24 protein-coding genes, 1 tRNA gene and 1 pseudogene are annotated in these 23,319 nt (G+C 66.5%); 15 read left to right on the forward strand and 11 right to left on the reverse strand.

Features of this window, described 5'->3' with window-relative positions; translation table 11 throughout:
- The first annotated feature begins 20 nt into the window (after positions 1–20).
- Positions 21–1,421 (forward strand): DUF222 domain-containing protein, encoded by a 1,401-nt coding sequence (locus tag ACJEIK_RS09030; protein ID WP_409431370.1) that lies wholly within the window; start codon positions 21–23, stop codon positions 1,419–1,421.
- Positions 1,422–1,559: 138 nt separating this feature from the next.
- Here the strand turns inward: ACJEIK_RS09030 and ACJEIK_RS09035 are convergent, their stop codons facing one another.
- Both ACJEIK_RS09035 and ACJEIK_RS09040 read right to left on the reverse strand, forming a co-directional pair.
- Positions 1,560–2,363, reverse strand: a complete 804-nt coding sequence (locus tag ACJEIK_RS09035) for an acyl-CoA thioesterase (RefSeq protein WP_409431371.1) — start codon at positions 2,361–2,363, stop codon at positions 1,560–1,562.
- A 34-nt stretch (positions 2,364–2,397) separates the two neighbouring features.
- Positions 2,398–3,639, reverse strand: coding sequence for a phytanoyl-CoA dioxygenase family protein (locus ACJEIK_RS09040; protein WP_409431372.1), 1,242 nt, complete (start codon positions 3,637–3,639; stop codon positions 2,398–2,400).
- 87 nt (positions 3,640–3,726) lie between these two features.
- On the opposite strand from ACJEIK_RS09040, the gene ACJEIK_RS09045 reads away from it, so the two are divergent.
- A tRNA-Ile gene (locus ACJEIK_RS09045) sits at positions 3,727–3,800 on the forward strand.
- A gap of 114 nt (positions 3,801–3,914) precedes the next feature.
- The gene (locus ACJEIK_RS09050) at positions 3,915–5,102 is read left to right on the forward strand and encodes an IS481 family transposase (protein WP_409431373.1); all 1,188 of its coding nucleotides are present in this window, start codon (positions 3,915–3,917) and stop codon (positions 5,100–5,102) included.
- Positions 5,103–5,188: 86 nt separating this feature from the next.
- On the opposite strand, the gene ACJEIK_RS09055 is transcribed toward ACJEIK_RS09050, so the two are convergent.
- Positions 5,189–5,650, reverse strand: a complete 462-nt coding sequence (locus ACJEIK_RS09055; RefSeq protein ID WP_409431374.1) for a hypothetical protein — start codon at positions 5,648–5,650, stop codon at positions 5,189–5,191.
- 97 nt (positions 5,651–5,747) lie between these two features.
- Here ACJEIK_RS09055 and ACJEIK_RS09060 point away from each other — a divergent pair, with 97 nt between their 5' ends.
- A complete protein-coding gene (locus tag ACJEIK_RS09060; RefSeq protein ID WP_409431375.1) occupies positions 5,748–6,932 on the forward strand; it encodes a hypothetical protein in 1,185 nt (394 codons plus the stop codon).
- 16 nt (positions 6,933–6,948) lie between these two features.
- Positions 6,949–7,830 (forward strand): FUSC family protein, encoded by an 882-nt coding sequence (locus ACJEIK_RS09065; RefSeq protein ID WP_409431376.1) that lies wholly within the window; start codon positions 6,949–6,951, stop codon positions 7,828–7,830.
- 28 nt (positions 7,831–7,858) lie between these two features.
- Here ACJEIK_RS09065 and ACJEIK_RS09070 read toward each other — a convergent pair whose 3' ends face one another.
- Positions 7,859–8,881: an AraC family transcriptional regulator gene (locus tag ACJEIK_RS09070; protein ID WP_133427914.1), complete on the reverse strand. Its 1,023-nt coding sequence runs from the start codon at positions 8,879–8,881 to the stop codon at positions 7,859–7,861.
- Positions 8,882–8,975: 94 nt separating this feature from the next.
- On the opposite strand from ACJEIK_RS09070, the gene ACJEIK_RS09075 reads away from it, so the two are divergent.
- Positions 8,976–10,799, forward strand: coding sequence for an N-acyl-D-amino-acid deacylase family protein (locus ACJEIK_RS09075; RefSeq protein ID WP_409431377.1), 1,824 nt, complete (start codon positions 8,976–8,978; stop codon positions 10,797–10,799).
- A 124-nt stretch (positions 10,800–10,923) separates the two neighbouring features.
- A complete protein-coding gene (locus ACJEIK_RS09080; RefSeq protein WP_064860195.1) occupies positions 10,924–11,523 on the forward strand; it encodes a fascin domain-containing protein in 600 nt (199 codons plus the stop codon).
- Between the two features lie 103 nt (positions 11,524–11,626).
- Here ACJEIK_RS09080 and ACJEIK_RS09085 read toward each other — a convergent pair whose 3' ends face one another.
- The 4 genes from ACJEIK_RS09085 to ACJEIK_RS09100 all read right to left on the reverse strand — a co-directional run bounded on the left by ACJEIK_RS09085 (position 11,627) and on the right by ACJEIK_RS09100 (position 13,482).
- Positions 11,627–11,950, reverse strand: coding sequence for a CD225/dispanin family protein (locus ACJEIK_RS09085; RefSeq protein ID WP_064860196.1), 324 nt, complete (start codon positions 11,948–11,950; stop codon positions 11,627–11,629).
- A 209-nt stretch (positions 11,951–12,159) separates the two neighbouring features.
- On the reverse strand, positions 12,160–12,774 hold the full coding sequence (locus tag ACJEIK_RS09090) for a hypothetical protein (RefSeq protein WP_135355565.1): 615 nt from the start codon (positions 12,772–12,774) through the stop codon (positions 12,160–12,162).
- Positions 12,775–12,803: 29 nt separating this feature from the next.
- Complete coding sequence (locus ACJEIK_RS09095) at positions 12,804–13,148, reverse strand: heme-binding protein (RefSeq protein ID WP_135355566.1); 345 nt, start codon at positions 13,146–13,148, stop codon at positions 12,804–12,806.
- A gap of 37 nt (positions 13,149–13,185) precedes the next feature.
- Entirely contained in the window at positions 13,186–13,482 is a 297-nt protein-coding gene (locus tag ACJEIK_RS09100; protein WP_135355567.1) for a hypothetical protein, read from the reverse strand.
- Positions 13,483–13,759: 277 nt separating this feature from the next.
- Here ACJEIK_RS09100 and ACJEIK_RS09105 point away from each other — a divergent pair.
- From ACJEIK_RS09105 to ACJEIK_RS09125, 5 genes and pseudogenes are all read left to right on the forward strand, one after another.
- A pseudogene (locus ACJEIK_RS09105) lies at positions 13,760–14,280 on the forward strand (hypothetical protein).
- Positions 14,280–15,599, forward strand: a complete 1,320-nt coding sequence (locus ACJEIK_RS09110; protein ID WP_135355568.1) for a Dyp-type peroxidase — start codon at positions 14,280–14,282, stop codon at positions 15,597–15,599. Before ACJEIK_RS09105 ends, ACJEIK_RS09110 begins: the two are co-directional and overlap by 1 nt.
- Before the next feature lie 113 nt (positions 15,600–15,712).
- Positions 15,713–15,952: a CsbD family protein gene (locus ACJEIK_RS09115; protein WP_244602197.1), complete on the forward strand. Its 240-nt coding sequence runs from the start codon at positions 15,713–15,715 to the stop codon at positions 15,950–15,952.
- 27 nt (positions 15,953–15,979) lie between these two features.
- Entirely contained in the window at positions 15,980–16,966 is a 987-nt protein-coding gene (locus ACJEIK_RS09120) for a TIGR03557 family F420-dependent LLM class oxidoreductase (RefSeq protein ID WP_409431378.1), read from the forward strand.
- 179 nt (positions 16,967–17,145) lie between these two features.
- Complete coding sequence (locus ACJEIK_RS09125) at positions 17,146–17,289, forward strand: hypothetical protein (RefSeq protein WP_165605579.1); 144 nt, start codon at positions 17,146–17,148, stop codon at positions 17,287–17,289.
- Positions 17,290–17,301: 12 nt separating this feature from the next.
- Here ACJEIK_RS09125 and ACJEIK_RS09130 read toward each other — a convergent pair whose 3' ends face one another.
- Positions 17,302–17,718: a transglycosylase family protein gene (locus ACJEIK_RS09130; protein WP_064860203.1), complete on the reverse strand. Its 417-nt coding sequence runs from the start codon at positions 17,716–17,718 to the stop codon at positions 17,302–17,304.
- A gap of 500 nt (positions 17,719–18,218) precedes the next feature.
- On the opposite strand from ACJEIK_RS09130, the gene ACJEIK_RS09135 reads away from it, so the two are divergent.
- The 3 genes from ACJEIK_RS09135 (at position 18,219) to ACJEIK_RS09145 (ending at position 21,978) form a co-directional block, all read left to right on the forward strand.
- Positions 18,219–18,461: a hypothetical protein gene (locus ACJEIK_RS09135; RefSeq protein WP_135355571.1), complete on the forward strand. Its 243-nt coding sequence runs from the start codon at positions 18,219–18,221 to the stop codon at positions 18,459–18,461.
- 70 nt (positions 18,462–18,531) lie between these two features.
- Positions 18,532–20,034: an alpha/beta hydrolase gene (locus tag ACJEIK_RS09140; RefSeq protein WP_409431379.1), complete on the forward strand. Its 1,503-nt coding sequence runs from the start codon at positions 18,532–18,534 to the stop codon at positions 20,032–20,034.
- Between the two features lie 78 nt (positions 20,035–20,112).
- On the forward strand, positions 20,113–21,978 hold the full coding sequence (locus ACJEIK_RS09145; protein ID WP_082934837.1) for a hypothetical protein: 1,866 nt from the start codon (positions 20,113–20,115) through the stop codon (positions 21,976–21,978).
- A 14-nt stretch (positions 21,979–21,992) separates the two neighbouring features.
- On the opposite strand, the gene ACJEIK_RS09150 is transcribed toward ACJEIK_RS09145, so the two are convergent.
- Together ACJEIK_RS09150 and ACJEIK_RS09155 are read right to left on the reverse strand one after the other, a co-directional pair.
- On the reverse strand, positions 21,993–22,364 hold the full coding sequence (locus ACJEIK_RS09150; protein WP_406801292.1) for a cupin domain-containing protein: 372 nt from the start codon (positions 22,362–22,364) through the stop codon (positions 21,993–21,995).
- Entirely contained in the window at positions 22,361–23,287 is a 927-nt protein-coding gene (locus ACJEIK_RS09155; protein WP_409431380.1) for an alpha/beta hydrolase, read from the reverse strand. The genes ACJEIK_RS09150 and ACJEIK_RS09155 overlap by 4 nt, the downstream gene beginning before the upstream one ends.
- Between the last annotated feature and the right edge of the window lie 32 nt (positions 23,288–23,319).

Consider the following 23,319-nt stretch of genomic DNA (forward strand, 5'->3'; position numbering starts at 1 on the left):
TTTCGAACTAGTGTTCGAGTATGGCCATTGACTCCGCTACCGTCCTCAACGCCTACGCGGCGCTTGAGGATGCGATCGCCACGGTCAACGGCCTGGACTACAGCGGGTTGCCCATCAAAGTCCTGTTGGAGCTGCAGTCCCGCCGCGAAACTCTGAAGTGCGCTGCCGAAGCCGTCGACCACCAGATTATGGCTGCGGCACAGACGCAGGCGACGGCCAAGGAGATCGGGGCCAAGGACTGGCCCGAGGTGCTACATGTGCGGCACCGCATCAGCCGGGAGGAAGCTCGCCGCCGGGTGCGGGACTGCGACAACCTCGGTCCGCGCTCGGCCATCACGGGCGAACCGTTGGGCCCGGTGTGGGAGTTGGTCGCCGCCGCGGTGGCTGAGGGTGCGATCAATGGCGAGCACGTCGCGGTGATCACCAACTTCTTCGCCAAGGTGCCGTTGTGGGTGGATCCGGTCACCTTGTTGCAGTGCGAGGCCGATCTGGTGGCCGACGCGAGGGTCAAGACGCCCGAGGACCTCCGCAAAGCCGCGGCGGATTTGTTGTATCGGCTGGATCAGGACGGGCCCGAGCCCGACGACTCTGAACCCGACCCGAAACGCGCCATCAACCATGGCAAGCAGCGCTCCGATGGCACCTCCGAGGTCAGCGGCACCATCGACGCCGAGACCCGTGCTTACTGGGATGCGATCAATGACAAATGGGCCGCCCCCGGCATGTGCAACCCTGCCGACGCCGTGCCCTGCGTCTCGGGTACACCGACCCAGGAACAGATCGACAACGACACCCGTACCGCCGCCCAGCGCCGCCATGATGCGTACAAGATGGTCGGCCGCATGATCCTGAAGACCGGCATGCTCGGCGAACACAACGGATTCCCCGTCGCAGTGATCGCCACCTGCACCGTCACCGACCTCGAGAAGCGCACCGGGGTGGCGCTCACTCACACCGGTACCAAGCTGCCGGTCAAGGATCTGGTTCAGATGGCCGCCGCCGGAGCCGACCATTACCTCGTCGTCTTTGACGACCACACCGAACAACCGCTGTACATGGGCCGAGCGCGTCGTACCGCCACTGTCGCCCAACGTTTCGCCCTATTCGCCCGCGACCTGGGCTGCACCAAACCCAACTGCACCGCCCCCGCATCCCGGTCTCAGGCCCATCACGTCAACACCAATTGGCGTGATGACGGCCCCACCGACATCACCAACCTCACCCTGGCCTGCGGCCCTGACAACCGCCTCGCCGACACCGGCGGCTGGACCACCACCATGAAGAACGGCCGCACCCACTGGACCCCGCCACCACTGCTCGACGTCGGCCAACCCCGAACCAACCTCTACCACCGCCCCACGCTCTACCCAGCGGAGCGCGGCGATGCTGACGGCGGCGAAAGTGGCAGTCCCGCAAACTGATCCGGCATTCCGCCGCGGCATCCAAAGCCGCGACGGCAGTGCCTCGTGCGCAGCTACGAATCGCTCGTTGACGACGCAACTCGCGGAGACGCAGTGAGTGCCGCTCGGCTCCTTCGACGGCGTAGCGCCCGTAGCGCGTCAGCCTTTGAAGTAGACGATCTGGTGGGTACTGGCGAGCAGCGCGCCGTCGCGGGTCCACACATGCGCGCTCTGGTCGAAGTACCCGTCCGAGAAGCGATTTGCGTGGGCGCTGCCCAATACGTAATCACCGCCGATGCCTTCGAGCTCCTGCCCATTGGCATGGAAGTACGTGGTGAGTGAGATCGTGCCGGCCGGAAAGAACCCGCCGCGTCGCAGGAAAACCCGGGGATAGAAGATGTCGGACATCGCGGCCAGGGCGGCGAAGTCGAGGCCACGCTGGTTCGCGTCGCGCACCCACAGCGTCGTCCTCGACGACTCGCTCGGACTGGAACCCTCTGCCGGGAAAGGATTTTCGACGAAACGCATGTCGTATTGGCCGACCCACGGCAGGGGAGGACCGCTGATTTCGAGCCCCTCGGGCCGGGGCGCACTCGGCATGCGCGACTCGTCGTCCGACCAGGTGTCACGGCGGATGCCGAAAACCATGGTGGCCGTGGTCTTGATGTCGCCGTCCTGGCTGAGCTCGGCGATCCAATGTTGGTTGGTGCGGTTCGTCCGGGCGGCCTTGAGCGAGATGTCGAACTCGCCGTCGGCGATGGGTGCGGCGAAGTTGACCGTGAGCGCCAGCGGCTCACCGATCCGGTCCGGCCGCAGCTCGACGGCGTGCAACAGCGCCGCGGCCGTGATCCCGCCGAAAGGGCCGACCATGTTCGCCCAATCCGGCTGCGTGCGGCCACGCATGCGCGTGTCATCGACGGACTGCAGTTCCAGGGCTTTGTCGAACGCATGAGAGCCGGTCACGCTCAACATGATGCCTGGTGCCTAGTTGGCGCCCTCAGTGAGTCGCGGCACGGCTGGACACCCTGCCCGTCGCGTCCGCGCGGAACAGGGCGTCGTTGTAGTGGCAGCCCGCCGGAATCCACTCGAAGGTCTTCTCTTCGGCGAACTTGTAGTACAGGACTCGGCGCCCGGCATTCGGTGCGGTCGGCGGGGGAGTGCTGTGCATGATGTCGCCATAATGCAGTGTGAGATCGCCGGGTTCGGTGTCGAGCTTGACGACGGGCAGCTCGCCCTCCTGACCCCATTGGAGCCAGTGCTTCGTATAGCGGTGCGAGCCGGCCAGCACCATCAGCTGACCGTTGGCGGCGTCGGCGTGGTCGAGTTGAATGCCTGCCTGGATGAGCGGGCACATGACGGGGTGCCCGCCGATGCCGTCATCGACGTGCCAGCCCAGGTCGCCGTCGCCTTTGACGACGTCGGAGTTCTTGATGAAAACCATTGGGCCGTCGAGCCGGTCGTCGCAGACCCGAAGCTCGGGCCCCGCCAGCCGGGCGTACGCGGTGGTGCGTGGTTCGGTACACAACGACTGCAGGACGTCGGAGTAGCGGCCCAGATAGTTGATGCGGGTGACGATTTCGGTTCCGCTGGAGTTCAGCGACCACCACGAAAACGGGTCACCGGGAGTCGTCATGGCTCGGACCTTCTCGACTTCCGCGCCCCATGCGGCGATCTCGTCGGGGCTGTACACGCCCCGGATGTGCAGATAGCCGGCGATGTGGAAGAAGTGGCGCAGGTCTTCGACGTCGTCGTCGGGGGTGAAGGTCTGGTGCAGATCGAGTGACCGGCCGGCACGGTCGATGAGAGTGTCGCGTACCGCGGCGGTATAGATCGGAGTGCCGGTCAGCAGGGTCTGGATGGCGGGTTCCCAGCGCCGCCAGTCCTGCAACGTGCCGCGCACCAGTCGCGCCCGCTCGGTGCGGACGGCACCGGACGCCGACAGTAACCGGTTCAGGAATGCCGAGAACGTGGTCTCGTCGAGCTCGACGAGGGTGGCGGCGGCGTCACCGCTGATGGCATTCACGCCTGTTGGTGTTGCGCGCCAGGTGTAGGTCGTGCCATCGGGGAGCCGGAACGCGAGCGGCGGAACCCCGGCAAGGTCGTCGACGACGAGGGTGCCGTGCCGGGCGTTGAGCGCGGGCAGTACGTGGGTGTGGAAGTCATCGAACGAATGGTGCGGAAACGACGCCGCGATGGCGTCGACCCACGGCAGTCCAGTGCCCAACTCGTCGGTGGCCATCGTGGTCCTTCCCTACGCCCTGATTATCAGCCCGTGGCGCGTCCTCCCGTGGCGCCATGCGAACATGGTGGCCGCGATCTTCGCGATGGGGCGGTAGCTCAGTTGGTTAGAGCCGGGGACTCATAATCCCTTGGTCGCGGGTTCGAGCCCCGCCCGCCCTACTCAAGCCCGTGTATTACGTCGGCTGATGGCTGACATTTCTCTGTCGGGTGATGCCTGACAGTGTTTCGGCTGATGCTTTACAGCTGCTTCGGTTGATCCTTGACACTCCCTAGATGAGGGAGTTGAGCGTGGCTGAGCAGCGGTATCAGGCGGTGCTGGCAGTGATCAGTGATGGGTTGTCGGTGACGCAGGCGGCCGAGAAGGCTGGGGTGTCGCGTCAGACGGTGCATGCCTGGTTGGCGCGGTATGAGGCCGAGGGTTTGGACGGGTTGGTTGATCGGTCGCATCGGCCGGTGTCGTGTCCGCATCAGATGTCAGCCGAGGTCGAAGCGGCGGTCCTGGAGTTGCGGCGTTCCCGTCCGTATTGGGGGCCCCGACGGTTGGTGTTCGAGCTGACCAAACGCAAGGTGTCACCGGTGCCCTCGGAGTCGGCGGTGTACCGGGCGTTGGTGCGGTCGGGGTTGATCGATCCGCGGTTGCGCGATCGGCGGGCCCGCAAGTGGAAACGCTGGGAGCGGGGTGCGCCGATGGAGTTGTGGCAGATGGATGTCGTCGGTGGATTCCCGCTGGCCGACGGGACCAGCGCCAAGGCCTTGACCGGGATCGACGACCACTCCCGTATGTGCGTGTGCGCCCGGCTGATGGCTCGGGAGCGCACCCGCGCGGTGTGCGATGGGCTGCGCGATGCGTTGGCGACCTATGGGTCACCGGAACAGATCCTGACCGACAACGGCAAGGTGTTCACCGGCCGGTTCAACCATCCTCCGGTGGAGGTCCTCTTTGATGCGATCTGCCGCGAGCACGGCATCGAGCACTTGTTGACCCAGCCGCGCTCGCCGACGACCACGGGCAAGATCGAGCGGTTTCACCGGAGTCTGAGAGCGGAATTCCTTTCCACAGCAGCGCCTTTCCCGAATTTGAAGGCGGCGCAGCGGGCACTGGATGAGTGGGTGCTCGAGTACAACACCGCCCGGCCACACCAGTCCCTGAAGATGCACACCCCGGCTCAGCGGTTCACCGCATCAGCGCCGGCGGCGGCGCCGTCGACCCCCGCTGCTGCGCGTGAGCAGCGCCAGGGCTCAGATTGGGTCTCGCGGCGGGTCACCACCAACGGGGTGGTGTGCGTGTCGTGGCAGCAGGTCAGTATCGGCAGGCACTGGGCCGGGCAACGTTGCGACGTGCATGTCGACGGGGACCTGCTGCGGTTCTGGGTCGGCGAGCAATTGGTCAAAACCGCAGCCCGCAACAGCACCGGGGCGGTACGAAACAAGAAGGCCTGCCGCACCCGCGAACAGGTCTGACCACCAATACGAGTGTCAAGGATCAACCGACACAGATTCGTCAAACATCAACCGAAGTCCGACAGCCCTACTCAAGCCCGACAGCGCTAGTCAAGTCCCCGCCTCGGCGGACTCAGCGAAATCCGCCGTTTGACTCGCGCCGAACTGCCTCGGCTATCGGTGGCTTCGACTTCGATCACGGCGATGACCGGCTCACCTCGCTTGAGCGCGCGAGCGGCCTTGCGCTGTGCGACGGGAGGGATCTCCACGGCGAGCGTGGCTTTGCGCAACGGCGGCAGGTTCAGCATGGCGGGGCGTAGACGCAACGTCCGCGGCTGGCGCATGCGGCGGGGAACATCGATCTCTCCGGTGGCGATCACGTCGCAGGGCAGGCCGGCCGAACGCACTTGCAGCACGACCGAATCGCCCAATGGCTGATTGCGTTCGCCGCCGAGCCACAGCCGCACGTTCGGCAGGGTCATCCCACCGACTTCCTCCTCGCGGCTTAGCCGCGATGCGATGGCAGCGCTGATCAACCTGCTGGTCAGCCCACCTTTGCGACGTGCCACGACGGTAACTTACGCCGGTTGGCAACGCTGCGAAGCCAGAACCGCTACGTCCACCGACCTGGACATGCCACACAGGCTGATGCCGCAGAATTGACCTGTGGAGGTAGCGACAGCGGTGCGGAGAGCGAGTGTCCTCAACGCTGCCGACCCCGGCCGCATCCGGTTGCGCAGTGCGGCGGCGACCACCTTCTCGCTGCTGCTGGCGATCGGTGCGATGCTCGCCTTCACCCGGGCGGCCGGGCAACCGGTGACCGTCGCGATGCTGGGCGCGGTGGTCGCGATGCAGGCCTCGGCCGCCGTCAAGGATCGCGATCAGCGCAGCCGCAACATCACGACGCTGTTGCTGTTCTTCCCGGCGATCGGCGCCATGGCGCTGGCCGCATTCCTGGCGCCCCACGGGAAGATCGTCGACGTCGGCTTCATCGCCGTGCTGTTCGCCGCGGTGTGGGTGCGGCGGTACGGTCCGCGCGGAAACGCGCTCGGGATGGTCGCGTTCATCTCGTACTTCTTCGTGATGTTCCTGCGGACCCCGGTACATCAGATTCCGGTGCTGGCGGTCGCGGTGGCAGTGGGAATCGCGTCGTCGCTGCTGGTGCACGTGCTGCTGTTTCCGGAACGGCCACGTGTCGAGGCACGTCGCCTGCTGTCGGCACTGCGCGCCGCGTCGCTCTCGACGCTGGACGTCGCCACCCGGCGCGGTCAGGTCAGCGTCGACGTCGCGCGGCACGAACTCGATCAGCTGGGTGAGACGGCGCTGCTCATCGACGACTGGCTGGACCGGTATGAGGCCGCGAAATCACTGAGTGTCACCAGCAAGGACCTGGCGCTGCGGGTGTTCGAAGCGCAGATCATGCTGGAACAGGCGGCATCGTTCCTGTGGTGGCTGGACCAGGACGAGCCGTGGCCCGAGGGTCTGGTCGACGCGGTGGCCGCGCTGCGAATCTGCCTGGACAACAACCCCACAGAGGAACAGTTGCGGCAGGCCCGACGGATGGGCGCGGCAGCGGGCGGACAAGGCCGACCTGTCGACCTCGGCGGGCGTCGCGACGGTCACGGCGTACCGGGCGATGCAGGCACACTTGGCGATTCACCACATCACCACCAACGCCCGCGGCATCAGCGACGACGACATCGCCGCAGCCGCAGCCGCAGCCGCTGTCGAGGCCGACGGCGACGACGGCCAGGACGCGCCGTCGGGACTGGATCCCAGCACCAAAGCCGCGATTCAGGTCGCGGTGGCGACCAGCGCCGCAACGGTTTTGGGCAATCTCATCTCACCTGACCGCGGGTATTGGGCGGTGCTGACAGCTTTCCTGGTGTTCACGGGTGTCTCGACGCGCGGTGAAATCCTGTCGCGCGCCGGGCATCGCATCGTCGGCACCATCGCCGGGGTTGTGGCGGGCGTGCTGCTTGCCGCGGAGATCGGGCGGAACCCGGCTCTGCAGATCGTCGTCCTGGTGGTCTGTGTGTTCTTCGCGTTCTACCTGGCGACCGTCGCCTACTTCTGGTTGACGTTCTTCGTGACGGTCCTGCTCGCGATGTTGTACGGGCTCCTGGGCAATTTCAGTGCCCAGGTGCTCGAGGTGCGCATCGCGGAAACAGCGGTGGGCAGCTTGGTGGGTATCGCGTCCGCGTATTTCGTCTTCTCCACCAAGACCCGCGCCACCTTCGCCGAAAAGGTCAACGATTACCTCGACCACATGGAGCGGGTGATCGACACGGCGGTAACGGCAGTACTCACCGCAGGCGATGCTGGTGACCTGGTTGCCGACACCCGCCGGATGGACAACGCCCTGAAGGAAGCCGTCACGGCGGGCAAACCGCTTCAGATGGGTCCGCTTTCGGAACTCCGGCATGGGGTCCGGCGCCTGATGCGCGGTCTGCAGGTAGCCAACCGTTCGGCGCATGCGCTGGCGCGTGCCGGGGTCACCGCGTCGCATGTCGGGCCGCCTCTCGAGGGCGCCGACGACGCTCTGCATCAGGCCGCGGCACGTGCTGTCGACGCGATAGCACGGGTACGGAAACTGGTCGCCGGCGATGACGTGAGAAACGAGAAGCGCAGCGAGGCAGCTGTTTTCGATGTCGGCCTGCCCGAGATGCGGCCGGGTCCGGTGCGTGCGTCGGTGCGCGCGCTCAACATGCTGGATCGGGCGCTGACCGAGGTCACCACCAGGGTCTGACTATGCGCGGGCGGTGGGATGGGGGCGGTCACGCGTCTGATGGCGGGATCGCGTCAATCCTGGTTTCCCTGCGGTATTCCCTTGGCCCGCAGCCGAACCAGCGTCGGCACGACCGGGTGAGGACGCTCTGCTCGGCGTAGCCGAGCTCGCGCGTCAGGTGTGACAGGCTGATGTCGGTATGGCGCAGATGGTGTTCGGCGGTATCGCGTCGCACTCCGTCGATGAGGTCGGCGAAATTGGTGCCCTCCGCCGTGAGTCGGCGGTGCAGTGCGCGTGGGTGCAGATTGAATTGTGCCGCAATCAATTCGAGGCTCGCGGTGCCGGTGGGCAGGAGCTGTCGGACCATGGTGCGCACGGATTGCGCCATGCCGCCGTGGCTGGTGGTGATCCCGGCGAGGTACTGCACCACCGCTTGATGGGCCAGTGCGTCCTGGCTGATGGGGCGCGCGAGGTCTTCTGTGCGTAGCGTGAAACCGGCGGCGGGCTGGGCGAAGTAGGGCCGGCACCCGAAGTAGGCGACGTAATCGGCCGTCGGCGTGAGTGGTTCGTGCGGGACGTGCACCGCCAGGGGCGCGTACCGCGCACCGAGCAGGAACCGCATCACCCGCAGCGACACCCCCAGGGACAGTTCGATGGTCTGTTGATATGGGGGTGGGCGCTCGATCAGAACTTCGAATGCGTAGAACAACTGACCGTCGGTGGCAGTCGGGGTGAGGCGCCCCGAGATGGCCGGGCTGTAGGCCGCGATGAAGGTTTCCAGAATCGCGAAGGCGTCGCCGACGGTGGCCGCGGTCCGCGCGGCAACCCCGACCGGCCCCAGGATTTCGATGCCCTGCCGCAGCGCCAGCTGCCGCCCGAAATCGGGAGTCGAGGTTGCCGTTGCCGCGGTTTCGATGGCCACGATGAGGTTGCGGTACGGCAGAAAGGCCTCGTGCTCGCCGACGTCTTGCGGCCGGATACCGGCAGCCCGCAGCAGCTCGCCCGGATCGCCACCGAGTTCGGCGACCAGGCGCGAATAGCCCGCCAGCGACGTGCCGCGCACCACAGACATGTCAACAAATGTCAAATATTCGTCCGCAACTGTCAAGACTGAATACCGTCGGGCGCCGCATCCTGGGACACGCATTCCGAGGAGAGGACCACCCATGCGTTTCGACACCGTCATCCGTAACGGCCGCTGGTTCGACGGAACGGGCGCGCCGTCGGCGATTCGCGACATCGGCATCCGCGACGGCCACATCGCGGCGATCAGCGCCCAGTCGCTCGACGTCACCGACTGCCACGTGATCGACGCCGCGGGCAAATGGGTTCTTCCCGGCCTGGTCGACATCCACACCCATTACGACGTCGAGGTGCTGGGCAGCCCAGCGCTATCGGAGTCGCTTCGCCATGGCGTCACGACGGTGATGGTGGGTTCGTGCTCGCTGTCGACGGTGCACGTCGACGGACAGGACGCCGGCGACCTGTTCGCCCGCGTGGAGGCCATCCCGCGCGAGCACGTCATCGGCGCCGTGGACCAGCACAAGAACTGGAGCAACGCCGAGGAGTACATCGCGGCGCTGGAGGCGCGGCCGTTGGGCCCCAATGTTGCTGCTTTCATCGGTCATTCGGACATGCGGGCGGCCACGATGGGTCTGGATCGTGCGACCCGCAAGGAAGTTCGCCCGACCAAGGCCGAGCAGACGCGGATGGAGCATCTGCTCGCCGAAGCACTCGCGGCCGGCTTCATCGGAATGTCTTCGCAACAACTGCTTTTCGACAAGCTCGACGGCGACACCTGCCGCTCGCGGACCCTGCCGTCGACGTATGCGAAGCCGCGGGAACTCCGCCGGCTCAAGTCGATGCTGCGCCGCACCGGCAAGGTCTTGCAGGCCGGTCCCGACATCCAGAACCCGTTCAACATCGTCTCTCAGGCGGCGCAGTCACTGGGCCTGGTGCGTCGTCCGCTCAAGACCACACTGTTGTCGGCCGCCGACATCAAGGCGAACCCGTGGCTGATCGCGACGATGGGTCCAGCCGCCCGCGTGGTCAACAAACTCGGCGGCAACTTCCGCTGGCAACACCTGCCGGTGCCGTTCGAGGTCTACGCCGACGGCATCGATCTGGTGATCTTCGAAGAGTTCGGGTCGGGTGCCGCCGCCATGCACCTGAAAGATCAAGTGGCGCAGCGCAATGACCTGCTGCGTGACGAATCGTACCGACGCTGGTTCCGCAAGGACTACGACAGCAAGTTCGGTCTGCGGGTCTGGCATCGCGACTTCTTCGATGCCGAGATCGTCGACTGTCCCGACACTTCGGTGATCGGAATGTCATTCGGGCAGGTCGGTGTCGACCGCGGCGGGCTGCACCCTGTCGACGCGTTCCTCGATCTTGTGGTCGAGCACGGCACCGCATTGCGCTGGCGCACCACGATTTCCAATCATCGTCCCGAGGTGCTCAAGAAGATGGCCCGCGACACCGGCGTGCAGATGGGCTTCTCCGACGCGGGTGCGCACCTGCGCAACATGGCTTTCTACAACTTCGGGCTGCGGCTGCTGCGCCACGTCTACCAAGCGCAGCAGGCCGGGACGCCGTTCATGACGCTCGAGCAGGCCGTGCACCGACTCACCGGCGAACTCGCCGACTGGTACCAGATCGATGCCGGTCACCTGCGGCTCGGCGACCGCGCCGATCTGATGATCGTCGACCCGGCGCGCCTCGACGGGTCGCTGGACGACTACGCCGAGGAACCCGTCGAGCAATACGGCGGACTGTCGCGGATGGTCAACCGCAACGACGACACCGTCAGCGCCGTATTCGTCGGCGGACATGCGGTTTTCCTGGACGGACAACCCACCGACGTGCTCGGTGTCCACCGCACCGGCAGCTTCCTGCGGGCCAACACCGCGATCGCCGCTACCCGGATTTCGTTGTCACCCAGCGCTGCCAGTATCGACCATGCGCTGACGGAGGTGGCTGTTCGGTTGTGATGCCGGGCGTACTGCAGACCTCGAAGATCAGTTCCCGAAAAATGTGTCCCCTCTTTCGGGACTCGGTGCTCCTACCTGTGTCAGGGGTCCAACCGGGACTCCGATCACATCGAAGGAGCATTCCATGGTTGCCGATATCGACCCCCAGCCGTCCGCGCCGAAACCGACGTCGGTGCGCAAGCACAGGCGACTGCTCGCCGCCGTCGGCGTTTCGGCGATGGCCGTCATGGCCGTGAGCCTGTCCGGTGTGGCCTCGGCGGCCACCCCGACGAAGACCAACTGCACATTCAAGACCTCCAATGGGCACTACGTGACGGCAGTCAACAGCGGCGGGTTGACGGGACTCGGCCAACTACCCTTCGACGTAATCCACACGGACGCAGTGCGGGTCGGGTCATGGGAGACCTTCGCGCTCGTCGACTCGGGTGACGGAACGCATTACGGTATCCGTGCTTTCGATGGGCACTACCTCACGGCCGTGGGCGGTGGCGGACGGACCACCGACGTCATCCACTCCGACGCCACGCAGTTGAAGGGTTGGGAGAAGTTCACCATCACCAAGCTTCCGTCGGCTCCGGGCAGCCAGACCGTGTATTCGATCGGCACCATCGACGGACACTTCCTCACGGCCGTGGGCGGTGGCGGGCGGACCACCGACACCATCCATTCCGATGCAACGGTCGCCAACGGCTGGGAGCAGTTCCACATCCACTGCGCAAGCTGAGGGCTTGCTCGGTAATCCGTTGTTGCCCAATTCTTTCAGTGGATTTGCTCGGCGGTGGGCTGCGGGCACTCGGGTGGGTGTCGCGGCCCACCGCCGAGTCGCATCAGGTGAACGCGCCCCCGTAGGACGCCGCACCGATCACGAAAGTGAACACCAGGTAGATCACGAGCACCACGGCGCCGGCGATCGCACCCCACGTCGCCCACTTCTTGGCTTCGTCCGCGGCAGTCTGCGCGGCTTGGAACTGTCCCTGGGCCCACAGCCCCGAGACCTGAGTCGCCTTGACGATCGACACGATGCCGAACGGCAGGCAGCAGAAGATCGTGACGAGGATGCCCAGCACCAGGTTGTTGTTGGGCGGCGCACCTGCGGGCGGAAGGCCGCCAGCCGGCGGCGGAGGGTAATTCCCTGGCGGAATGTCAGTCATTGCAGCCTTTCGTTGTTTCCGGTCACTACTCGGTAGGAAGTCCGTCGTTCGGACGCGGTCAGCGGTGACCGCCACGGGACGCTACGGCGCACCGATTGGAATCCGTTTGGGACGCCTACAGGGCAAGGACACAGCACCGAAACGGCTACCGATCCCAACTTGGGCGGGGCGAGTAAACGACTGCGATTACGGGAGGGGTTGTGCGACGGTCAGCCGTGCAGCCCGTTCTTGATGGCCAGGGCCTGTTTCTGACCGACGTCGAGAACGAAGTCGGGTGGCGGGGTGGCGTCCTTGGGCCCGTCGAATTCGAGCGTGACGAACGCACGGCCCTCGGTGAACAGGACGACGGTCACCGATTTGGCATTGTCGGGCGAGTTGCCCGACACCGAAATGCCGCCGGCGCCAACCTCGATCGGTGCGGGCGCGCCGCCGACCACACTGCCACCGAGCGCGGACTTGGCGGCCTCGAGCGCCGCGGTGGCGGCGGCCGGGTCCGGCAGGATCAGGATCGTGTCGCCGACGACGTGGGTGCGGTCCGCGTTGCCGAACGACGTGGCGACACCGGGCTTTCCGTCCGGGTTCTGCACGGGCGGGGACGCGACGAATTCTTCGGGTGCGACGAGATCGGTCGCCTTGATCAGCAGCGCCGAGTAGTCGGCGGGCTGGGCCGGAGGGGAGGCGGTCGTCGACGTGACGGCGGACGACGACGTCGCCGACTTCGATGCGGCGGGCGGGGCGGAATCCTTGCCGCAGCCGGTGATCGTCAAGACCACCGCCGCGCTGACCGCAACGACTCCACCCGCCACTCTGGTGTGAGCGCTCATCGAGACCAACTCCTCTCCGGCCGAAGCCGTCAGTTCAGCGGACCGTCCGGAACCGGGGCGTTGCAGCGTGCGCGGAAGTCGGCCGCCGGCTGGCGGATGCCTTCGATTTCCGCCTTCACTTGAGGATTCCCGTCCATGTAGGTGGTGATCTCGGTGCGCATCTGGTCCCGCGTCTTGCCCTTGAGACCGGTGAAGAACGCGTTCACGTCCGGGTGGGTGAACAGGTACGACGCGGTGGCGGCGTTCACCCCGGACATCACGTTGGCGAGGTCGCCGGCAGTGCAGTCCGGCGGGTCGGCGATGGCGGTCGTGGCTGTGCCGATGAACGTCGCTCCGGCGATCAGACCGGCACCGATGATGTTGCGGATTCTCATGTGGGGTTGCTCCTGAACGTTGTCGAAATAAGGGGAATCAGCGGCGCGGGCCGATACCGCCACCGCCGCCGCCGCCGTTGGGCGGGCGGATCGGGCGGATCGGGACGTTGATATCGATGCCCCAGCCGTCGTCGCAATACCAGGGGTCGGCGCAGTACGACGGATAGGCCGCGGAAGGTGGCGTGGGGCCGCCGCCGCGAACGTCACCTTGTGCGCACACGGTGGCGTACCCGGCGCCGGTGCAGTCGGCCGAGGCCGGCGCTGCCGCGCTGAGGCCGATGGGCACGAACGTGAGCGCCAGACCCAGACTCAGGGAGCGCTGCTTCAGTCGCATGGTCTTTTCCTTCGAACGGCTGGCTCGCGCTGGTCGGCACTGTGCCGGCGCGGAACCGGTTTCGGCTGAGCATAATTCGGCGTTGCCGCTCAAGAAGCTGTTGCGCGATTATTGCGGTGTTTGGCCGTTGTTAATCCTTCGTGCGGTTCGCTGAGCGACCGGACCACTATCGCCGCGCGGGGCATGCCGGCGGTGATAGCGTCCGTCGCAGTCGAGTATGCGTGACGAAGGGGTCAATATGAGCGAGAACAGCCAGGATTGGACCTGACCGGCCGCCATGGCGATCCCCAAAGAGGGCTACTTCGAGGAGGTGCGGGGTCGTTACGGTCCGGTGTACCCGAAGACCCCGGCCTGCTACGGCTTCTCGATCATCGCGAAGGTGAAAGAGGGGCGCGAGGAAGCGGTCCGTGCCTACGGGAAGACCATCGAGGAGACCATCAAGGCCAGCCCGGAAGCGTTGGCGCCGCTGCGGTTGCACTACCTGCGCTGGAACCTGTTCGACGTCGGCTCGGGCCTGCACTTTCAGTACATGGGCATCTTCGACACCGATTTCGACAAGTACACCGAGGACGCGGTGGCGCTGTTCAGCGCGACGGGTGTCACGACGGTGTTCACCAATCTCGAAGGGTTCCGGAGGATTGGCAGACCAACACCGAGGCATTCATCAAGTTCGTCCGGGACCACCAGCAGCCGAGCTTCCTGGAGTACGGGGAATACCCGTACGTGACGGCGGACGAGATCAAGAAGGCGCTGCGGTTGAAGGCCGCGTTCTCCGACATGCTCGACCAAATGCAGTAATGCTCGAGTTCGACGACATCCAGCACATCCTGCTGACGCGAACTCCTGCCCTCACCGGGCGCTACGAGTTCCTGACGTTCGACACCCCTGACGGGGGCCGGGCGTGGTTGTCGGAGATGCAGGACAAGGTGCAGTCCGCGACCGACGCCAAGGCCACGATGGACGAGTCCGATCGTCGGGTCACGTTGGCGTTCACGTGGAATGGTCTGCGGGCCCTGGGCGTGCCGGAGGAGTCGCTGGCGACTTTCCCCGACGCGTTCCGGGAGGGCATGGCCTCGCGCGCCAGCATTCTGGGTGACGTCGGGCCCGCCGCGCCGGAGCACTGGGTGGGCGGGCTGGCGGGCGACGACCTGCACGCCATCGCGATCTTGTTCTCCCGCACCGACGAACAGAACGCGAAATCCATCGCGGCGCACGACGACCTGCTCGCGCGGACCGACGGTGTGCGCAGCCTGTCGTATCTGGACCTCAATGCCACGCCACCGTTCAACTACGCCCACGATCACTTCGGCTTCCGGGACCGGTTGTCGCAGCCCGTCATGAAGGGGTCGGGGGAGGAACCGACGCCGGGTTCGGGTGACCCGTTGGCGCCCGGGGAGTTCATCCTCGGGTACGACGACGAGAACGGACCTGTGGTGAATCTGCCGCAGCCCGAGGTGCTTTCGCGCAACGGCAGCTACCTGGCGTACCGCAGACTCGAGGAGCACGTCGGCGTGTTTCGCGACTACCTGCGCCAGAACGCGGACAGCCCCGAAAGCGAGGAGCTGCTGGCCGCGAAGTTCATGGGCCGGTGGCGCAGCGGCGCTCCTTTGGTGCTGGCGCCGGACCAGGACGACCCCGAGCTGGGGGCGGATCCGATGCGCAACAACGACTTCAACTACAAGGAAGAGGATCCGTTCGGCTACGCGTGTCCGCTGGGGGCGCACGCGCGGCGGCTGAATCCCCGCGACACCGCGCACTACATGAATCGCCGCCGGATGATCCGGCGCGGCGCCACCTACGGTCCGGCACTGCCCGACGGCGCGCCGGACGACGGCATCGACCGCGGCATCGCGGCCTTCATCATCTGTGCGGATCTGGTGCGCCAGTTCGAGTTTGCGCAGAACGTCTGGATCAACGACAAGGCGTTCCATGAGCTCGGCAACGAACACGATCCGATCTGCGGCACGCAGGACGGCACCCTGGACTTCACCGTCCCCAAACGGCCGATCCGCAAGGTGCACAAGGGACTTCCGGCCTTCACCACAATGAAGGGCGGCGGCTACTTCTTCCTGCCGGGCATCGGCGGCATCCGTTACCTGGCGTCGCTGGGGGACTGAGACTTCTCCGCGGCCCGCGCGGGCCCATGTTTCGCATCCGGTCGCCGGGGAACCCACCCTATGGCGGCCGGATGGCTCGGTCGCCGCGAAACCACGACCGGAAAGAGGAGCTCATGGGTACGAGCGGTCCGGAAGAAGCTGCCAAGGGTGTCGTCGAAGGCATCAAGGGCAAGGTGAAGACGTTGCTCGGTGCGGTCATCGGGCGCGATGGCCTGTTCCGGGAGGGGCAGGCGCAGCAGGACAAGGGCGAAGCGCAGCGCGACGCGGCCAAGCGAGAGGCCGAGGCGGAATCCGCCCGGGGCGCCGCGAAAGCGGCAGAAGCCCGGGAGCGGGCGAATCAATCGGATCAGTAATTGGCGCGACACCGGAGAGATGACCGTATGACTTCGTTCGGTTACACCCTGATGACTGAGCAGTGCGGCCCGAAAGAGCTTGTCAGACATGCTGTTCGGGCCGAGGAGGTGGGCTTCGACTTCGAAGTCTGCAGCGACCATTATTCGCCGTGGCTGGTCTCGCAGGGGCACGCGCCGAACGCCTGGCTGGTGTTGGGCGCCGTCGCGCACGCCACCAGCCGGGTGGAGCTGTGTTCCTATGTCACGTGCCCGACGATGCGCTATCACCCGGCCGTCGTCGCACAACAGGCCGCGACGGCACAGATCTTGGCGGACGGCCGGTTCCTGCTCGGGCTGGGCACCGGTGAGAACCTCAATGAACATGTGGTGGGCCAGGGATGGCCGGGCTACGAGCGCCGCCTCGACATGCTGTGCGAGGCGACGAAGATCATTCGCCAGCTCCTCGACGGCGGGGTCGTCAACCACAAGGGCGAGTACTTCCAAGTCGACAACGGCCGATTGTGGGATCTGCCGGCCGAACCCGTCCCGATCGGCATCTCGATGACAGGGGAGAAGTCGGTCCAAAGACTGGCCGACTTCGCCGACTTCATGATCGACGTCTCCCCGGACAAACCGATCGTCGACCAGTGGATCCACGAGCGCCGGGTGCAGGGTCTGGACACGACGGGACGGGCCGTGGCGCAATTGCCGATCTGCTGGGGCAGGGATCGCGACAAGGCGGTGGAGCGGGCACACGAGCAGTTCCGGTGGTTCGGCGGTGGCTGGCCGACGAACGCGGAATTGCCCAACCCCAAGGCTTTTGACGCCGCGACGCAATTTGTGCGACCGGAGGACGTGGCCGAGCAGATTCCGTGCGGCCCCGACATCGACGCCGTCGTCGAGGCCGTCAGCGCCTACCGCGATGCGGGGTTCACCGACATCGCACTCGTGCAGATCGGCGGGGATTCACAGGACAGCTTCTTCGACGAAGCGGCTCCGGCGCTGTTGGCGGCACTACGTGCCGACGCCGCCTGACGGCGTCGTGCGGTCCGGGCGCGGCACGGTCTCACGAGGGTTTGGCGAGACACGCGCACGGCACGCCGGCGTGTGCGACATGTGATGCAGCCGTAGCCAAAATGTGACGCGTGTAGACCAGTGTGATCAGAGTGGCCTGAGGGCAGTCAGGCCACTCAGTTCGTGGTTGGGAGCGTCCAATGTCTACAGCTCGCAAGGTGGAACGCATCGTCGCGCAGCTCACCGCCGCCGTCACCCGTCGTCCGTCGGACGACCAGGCCTATCGCGCCGAGATGGAGCGCTTGGTCACTGAGCAGGAACTCGCCCTGCTCAGTAGTCGGTAGCAGCGCCGGCCGTCAGCGGAAGACGCTCAGCAGCGTCCGGCACAGGAACGGCAGGTTCGACAGCGGGATGAACTGCACGAGCGTGCGGCAGACGTTCGGTGCCTGAGCCTGCCCGGCTGCGCTTCCGCATACCGGCCATGCGCCAATTCCCTGTGTCTTCATGACATTTCGGGCTACGCGGATTTGTTCTCCGCGGCTGGCCGCTGCCGGTGAGCCGATGCCGCCGTTGGCGGTCCAGGTGCCGGGGCTGAATTGCAGCCCGCCGTAGTAGCCGTTGCCGGTGTTGGCCGCCCAGTTGCCCCCCGATTCGCACTGGGCGATGGCATCCCAGTTGGGTTCGGCGTTTGCCTCGGAGATCGTCAACGACAGTTGGGAGATCGCGAGGACGCCGGATATGGCGACCGCACGGACAAATAGGTGCCCGCTCATACCCACCTCGATCCTGTTGTGCGAACGGACCTGATTCCGATCGCAAAATGGTTCGCAATTGACGCATGATGCTGTCTATACAGACGTTAAACCTGATAATCAGCTGTGCTAATGGGGTAATTGTTATTCTTCGAGTAATTTTAGTGTTTCTGCATATTTCTGATGCGGAAGAGACGGCACTGACTGTTGTTATCTAGCGTGTCGCTGCAGGTCAGTGAGCTGTTACGGGAGTAGTGTTACCGTGTGGTTATAGGCACGGATGAGGCCTGTGATTCATTTGTTATTAGTGATTCAATAGCGCTCAGTGATGCAAATGTTATTGAAGTGAACTGAGTTGCTAATCCACATTAGAGTTTCCTATGTGACGGCTGTGACTAGTGTGACTAGAGTGAATTCGGTCAGGGTGAATCGGTAGGAAGGCGCTGGCATCGCGATTCGGCTGAGCGCAAACTGGTCAAGCGACCGAAATCCGATGTGACAGCCGGCGAGCGATGACGAACGTGATGAAGCAAAGCGCGCGGCAGTGCCGCCTGGCCGCCGGGGTGTTGGTGTTCCTGGGTGCCGGTCTTCTGGCGGCGCCGGCTGCCAGCGCCGATCAGCCGGCCACCTGCCAGAGCCGGCACGTCGACGGCGTCGAGGAGGACGTCTGCGTCGGCATCCCGGGACAGGCCGGCGGCGCCAACCCGCGCGACCTGTACCCGGGCGTCGTGCCCGAACTGTATTTCGGAGTGGGGATCGGCTAGACCCGAAGCTCACGAGCCTCATGCGGTCAGCACAGCCGGCGCACAGCTACCGCCACCATCATCGAATTCTGTGACGACGACGCTTCTTGCCGACGCCTCAGGCGGCCCCGCCGCCCCGACTCTTCCGCCCGTGGTCGCCCCCAATCACCACGGACTGTCTCTGCTCTACGGATGGCTGCCCGTGACGATCCAGGTGATCGCCGCGATCGTCCTGCTCCTGGCCATCGGATGGCGGGGCCGGCGGTGGCGCTACCTGTGGCTACCGGTCTGCGCCATCCTCGGCATCGCGGCTGCCGCGTGGGCGAACTGGTTCACCACATCACAAGGTCTGGCAGGGAATCCGGCACCGACAGCCCTGTGGGTCTGGGTGGGCCTGTCGGGGCTGGCACTGGGCGTGCTGTTGCTCGGCTGGCGCGGTGCCGCGTGGTGGCGTCGCGCCGTCGCGGTCCTGGCCGTGCCGTTGTGCCTGCTCAGCACCGGCGTCGCCCTCAACGACTGGGTCGGCTACTTCCCGACCGTCCAGACCGCGTGGGGCGAGCTCACCGCCGGCCCGCTGACCGACGAGACCGAGATGTCCAGTGTCACCTCGATGAAGGCCGCCGGCGTCGTCCCGTCACACGGCGCGGTGGTCGAAGTGGACATCCCGGACACCGCATCGGGCTTCAAGCACCGCACCGAGGTCGTCTACCTGCCGCCCGCGTGGTTCGCGCGCAACACCCCGCCGCTGCCCGCCGTGATGATGATCGCGGGCGAGTTCAACACCCCGGCGGACTGGCTGCGCATCGGCAACGTCGCGAACCTCTTCGACAACTTCGCCGCGGCCCACGGCGGCAATGCGCCGGTGTTCGTCTTCGTCGACGCGGGCGGTTCGTTCAACAACGACACCGAGTGCGTCAACGGCCCGCGCGGCAACGTCGCCGACCACCTCACCAAGGACATCCCGCCATACCTGGAGTCCACGTTCGGTGTCAGCGCCAAACCCGCGAACTGGGGCGTCGTCGGCTGGTCCATGGGCGGAACGTGCGCGGTGGACCTCGCGGTGATGCATCCCGAGCAATTCGGCACGTTCGTCGACATCGCGGGGGACATGGGCCCCAACGCGGGGTCCAAGGAGCAGACCATCGCCCGGCTCTACGGCGGTGGTGAAGCGCAGTGGGCGGCCTTCGATCCCCGGACGGTGATGACCAAACACGGTCCTTATCAAGGTGTCTCGGGCTGGTTCGCCATCTCGTCGGACGCCCCGACCCAGTGGAAAGGGCCCAAAGCACGCCCCGACGCCGTCGGTCTCGGCGGCCGTGACGGCGCCGGCAACCCCGGCGACCAGACCGAGGCCGGCAAGACGTTGTGCGCCCTGGGCCGTCAGTTGGGCATCGACTGCGCCGTCGTCGCGCAGCCGGGCAAGCACGACTGGCCCTTCGCGGTGACAGCGTTCCAGACCAGCTTCCCGTGGTTGGCCGGACGCGTCGGCACTCCCGGCGTGCCGGTGATCGGGTTTCCGGCGGGATCGTCTGCCCCGGCACCGCCCGCCGGCCCGGCCGCTTCGGTCGCGGCCGGAACAATCCCGGCCAAGTAGACGTCGAATGTAACGCCGAGCCCGTCTAAGTAGATGGACTCGGTGAGACGTTGCGACACAGCAGGGAGTCGATGCGCGATGGGTACTCAAACCGATAAAACCGATAACAAGAATATTCAGCAGGCCCGCCGGCAGAGCCGGCTCGTAGGAGCCGTCGCCGCCGGTGTGGTGACGACGTTGACCGCGCTCACGGTGGGCGCGGCTCCGGTGTCCGCCAAACCGAGCGGTGATTCGGACAGCTCGAGCACCACCACTCTGGTGCCCAAGCCGCCGCGGCCGGATTCGTCCTCGGCGCAGGACGGCTCGGGTTCCTCGGGTGGCTACGGGCAGGACGGCGGCGGCCAGCGGGGACGCAAGCAGCGGGAGCAGCCGGTAGAGGCCGAGGCGCCGAGCCGGCCCGCTCCTGCCGACGTTCCGGCCGTCCAGGCCAAGCCGCCGGCCGACCCGCCCGCGGCGCCCGTCACCCCGGTGGCGCCCGTGATCGCCGCTCCGGAGACCAAGGTGCCCGACAACAAGGTGCCGGACAACAAGGTCCCCGAGAGCAAGGCGCCGGAGAAGACGTCGCAGGCTCCCGTGACCACGACGCCGCCGGTGGAGACGCCCGTCGTCGCGGCGCCGCCGGCACGCACCGAAGCTCCCGCGCCGACCACCAAGGTCACCAAGGCACAGGAAGCGCCGGCTGACCCGACCACGCCGGCACGTCCGTCGACCGCCGTCGCCGAGCCGGACAAGTCGGCACCGTCGGCGACGTCCGTGACACAGGGCCCGACCACCGCGCTCGCAGAGCGCCCGGCACCGGCCGACGCCGTCGATCCGGACAAGTCGACGGCTCCCACGGATCGCACTGTGGCAGAAGGCAAGCCGGTCGCCGGTCTGGAAGGGCAGTTCGGTGAGCGCGTCGAGGCCGGTCCCGGTCGGGCCGAAGCCTCGGCCTCCGCGTCGGCCACGGTAACGGCGGGTTCGTCGAAGTCGGCGTCGCCGTCGACCTCGCGTGCGGCTCGGCCGATCGAGCTGCTCAAGCCCGAGACGGTGACCGCGCCGGCCGAGGACATCGCCACCGCGAAGGCCGCCGCCGCGGTCGACGTGAAGCTGCCGGAACCGGCCCCCGTGCACGACGTCGCCGACCTGGCCAAGGTCGTCAACGTCGCCAACTTCCAGTTCGACACACGCGCGGACTGGGACCGTCGGGACAACCGGCCGGACTGGGATCGGCACGACAACCGGCCGATGGGCCGGGACTGGGACAACCGGGTACGGCAGTGGCGGCCCGACTGGGTGCAGTACGACGACTACTACCGTCCGGTGCTGTTCAACCCGTACCGCGACCCCGTGCGGGTGGTGTACGTCTACCGCAACGCGCCGCGCATCGTCTACATCCCGCCGCTGCAGCGCATCGTCATGGAGGTCGCCGACCTCGCGGCGTACAGCTTCACCGCGGTCGTGGTGAACGCCGTCAACACGGCCGTCAACGTGGCGGTCGGCAGCTTCTTCGGTGGCGGCTACTACCCGGGCGTCGGCGTGCCGCTGCCCCCGCCGCCTCCGCCGGTGCTGAGCTACGCGAATGTGCCTGTGCAGGTTCGCTATTCGGACGCGGTCTACCAGCCGTTCCGGGTGCAGCGCATCGTCGACGCCGGTGACGACGCGCAGTACGGCGAGCGCCGCGTGCTGCTCGACGGCGTCACGCCGGCCTGGGGGCAGTGGACCCAGAGCCCCAGTGGCGAACGGCAATTCGAGGTGCACCGGACGCAGCAGTTCCCGGGTCTCGACGAGCCGCGTGAGGCGCCGCTGCCCGGCGACTACAACCTGCAACTGGTCAACGACCAGAAGGGGCTGGAGAACCCGAACAAGGGGCTGATCATCGCCGCGGTGACCTGCGGCCTGCTGAGCCTGGGTGCCGTCGGCCTGAGCGTCTACATCGGGCGCCGGCGCCGCGAGGTGGTCTGACGTTGTCCCCGCGGTCAGTCGCGCTGCTCGAGCCGGCTGCCGCGGGGAAACGTGATCGACATGATGTCGCTGGGACGTGTCAACGCGATGCGGTGCCACGTCCCAGTCGGCACGACCATCGCGTGTCCCGTCGTCAGCGTGACGCCGGGACCGTCCTCCTCGGCGCGTAGGTACAGCCGTATCTCACCGGCGACGCAGACGACGAGTTCGTCTGCCTCCGTGTGGATTTCCCAATAGTCGGCATGCACCTCGGCGTCGGTCTCCGCGTGGAACGTCATGACATGCCACCCCGGCTCCCCGGAGCCGAACGCGCGCTCGGCCGGTTCGATGCGGCCGTCGTCGTAGAGGTGGACGAAGGCGGCGAACAGGTCGACGGCGGTGGTCATGCGGACACCGCCCGCAGGTCCGCCGCGCCGGCGGCGAGGCCGCGGCGCAGCGCCCCACCGAGTTCGGCGAGCTGGCGTTGCGAGACGTCGGCACCGAGGATCACCTGCGAGCCGTGGAACGTGCCGGGCCACTGGTGCAGTTCGACGGAAACGCCGGCCTGCAGCAGCCGGATACCGAATTCGAGCGCTTCGTCGCGATTGGGATCGAACTCCGCGGTGGCGAGGTACGTGGGCGGCAGGCCGGACAGTTCTTCGGCGCGGGCCGGCGCCGCGTAGGCCGACGCGGGCCGCCCGCCGAGATAGTGCCGCCAACTGGCGGCGACCTTGTCCCGTGTCATGAAGACGGTGTCGGTGAAGGTCCGGGCCGACCAGCTGCGCTGGCGATCATCGAGCGGTGGTTGGTTGAGCAGTTGAAAGGCGATCCGGGGGCCGCCTTCGTCACGTGCCCGCAGCGCGGCCGCGGCGGCGAGGTTCGCGCCTGCCGCATGGCCGCCGACGGCGATGCGGCTCGGCTCGACGCCGAGCTGCGGTGCATTCGCCGCTAGCCAGATGAGGGCCTGATAGACGTCGTCAAGCGCTGCGGGACAAGGGTTCTCGGGTGCGCAACGGTAGCCGACGGACACCACGACGGCGCCCGTGGCCTGGGCGATGCGCGCGGCCCACGGGTGTTCGGTATCGAGATCGCCCATCACGAAGCCGCCACCGCGTAGCCACAGGACCGCGCCGACGGGCTCCGCAGGTTGGTACACACGTACCGGAATGTCGGGGTTTCCCGGCACGAGGCGGTCGCTGATCCGCAAGCCGGCGGTGTCGGGCGCGGGTACGGCGGCGGACAGTTCGGCAAGCCGCCGGCGGGCCGTCACTGGATCGTCCAATTCGGCTTTCGGGAACAGCGACAGGAAGCGCTGCAGCTCGGGGTCCATGCCCCCACAATCGCGGCCGGATGCGGCGGTGT

Origin of the sequence: Mycobacterium sp. SMC-16, from assembly GCF_046250085.1 — a bacterium.
Lineage (GTDB): Bacteria > Actinomycetota > Actinomycetes > Mycobacteriales > Mycobacteriaceae > Mycobacterium > Mycobacterium phocaicum.

Coding starts and splice junctions, on each gene's coding strand:
- ACJEIK_RS09115 (WP_244602197.1), top strand. CDS start 15,713: ATGGGTACGAGCGGTCCGGAAGAAGCTGCCAAGGGTGTCGTCGAAGGC.
- ACJEIK_RS09145 (WP_082934837.1), top strand. CDS start 20,113: ATGGGTACTCAAACCGATAAAACCGATAACAAGAATATTCAGCAGGCC.
- ACJEIK_RS09080 (WP_064860195.1), top strand. CDS start 10,924: ATGGTTGCCGATATCGACCCCCAGCCGTCCGCGCCGAAACCGACGTCG.
- ACJEIK_RS09125 (WP_165605579.1), top strand. CDS start 17,146: ATGTCTACAGCTCGCAAGGTGGAACGCATCGTCGCGCAGCTCACCGCC.
- ACJEIK_RS09150 (WP_406801292.1), bottom strand. CDS start 22,364: ATGACCACCGCCGTCGACCTGTTCGCCGCCTTCGTCCACCTCTACGAC.
- ACJEIK_RS09090 (WP_135355565.1), bottom strand. CDS start 12,774: ATGAGCGCTCACACCAGAGTGGCGGGTGGAGTCGTTGCGGTCAGCGCG.
- ACJEIK_RS09155 (WP_409431380.1), bottom strand. CDS start 23,287: ATGGACCCCGAGCTGCAGCGCTTCCTGTCGCTGTTCCCGAAAGCCGAA.
- ACJEIK_RS09085 (WP_064860196.1), bottom strand. CDS start 11,950: ATGACTGACATTCCGCCAGGGAATTACCCTCCGCCGCCGGCTGGCGGC.
- ACJEIK_RS09130 (WP_064860203.1), bottom strand. CDS start 17,718: ATGAGCGGGCACCTATTTGTCCGTGCGGTCGCCATATCCGGCGTCCTC.
- ACJEIK_RS09110 (WP_135355568.1), top strand. CDS start 14,280: ATGCTCGAGTTCGACGACATCCAGCACATCCTGCTGACGCGAACTCCT.
- ACJEIK_RS09075 (WP_409431377.1), top strand. CDS start 8,976: ATGCGTTTCGACACCGTCATCCGTAACGGCCGCTGGTTCGACGGAACG.
- ACJEIK_RS09095 (WP_135355566.1), bottom strand. CDS start 13,148: ATGAGAATCCGCAACATCATCGGTGCCGGTCTGATCGCCGGAGCGACG.
- ACJEIK_RS09050 (WP_409431373.1), top strand. CDS start 3,915: ATGAGGGAGTTGAGCGTGGCTGAGCAGCGGTATCAGGCGGTGCTGGCA.
- ACJEIK_RS09040 (WP_409431372.1), bottom strand. CDS start 3,639: ATGGCCACCGACGAGTTGGGCACTGGACTGCCGTGGGTCGACGCCATC.
- ACJEIK_RS09100 (WP_135355567.1), bottom strand. CDS start 13,482: ATGCGACTGAAGCAGCGCTCCCTGAGTCTGGGTCTGGCGCTCACGTTC.
- ACJEIK_RS09120 (WP_409431378.1), top strand. CDS start 15,980: ATGACTTCGTTCGGTTACACCCTGATGACTGAGCAGTGCGGCCCGAAA.
- ACJEIK_RS09070 (WP_133427914.1), bottom strand. CDS start 8,881: ATGTCTGTGGTGCGCGGCACGTCGCTGGCGGGCTATTCGCGCCTGGTC.
- ACJEIK_RS09030 (WP_409431370.1), top strand. CDS start 21: ATGGCCATTGACTCCGCTACCGTCCTCAACGCCTACGCGGCGCTTGAG.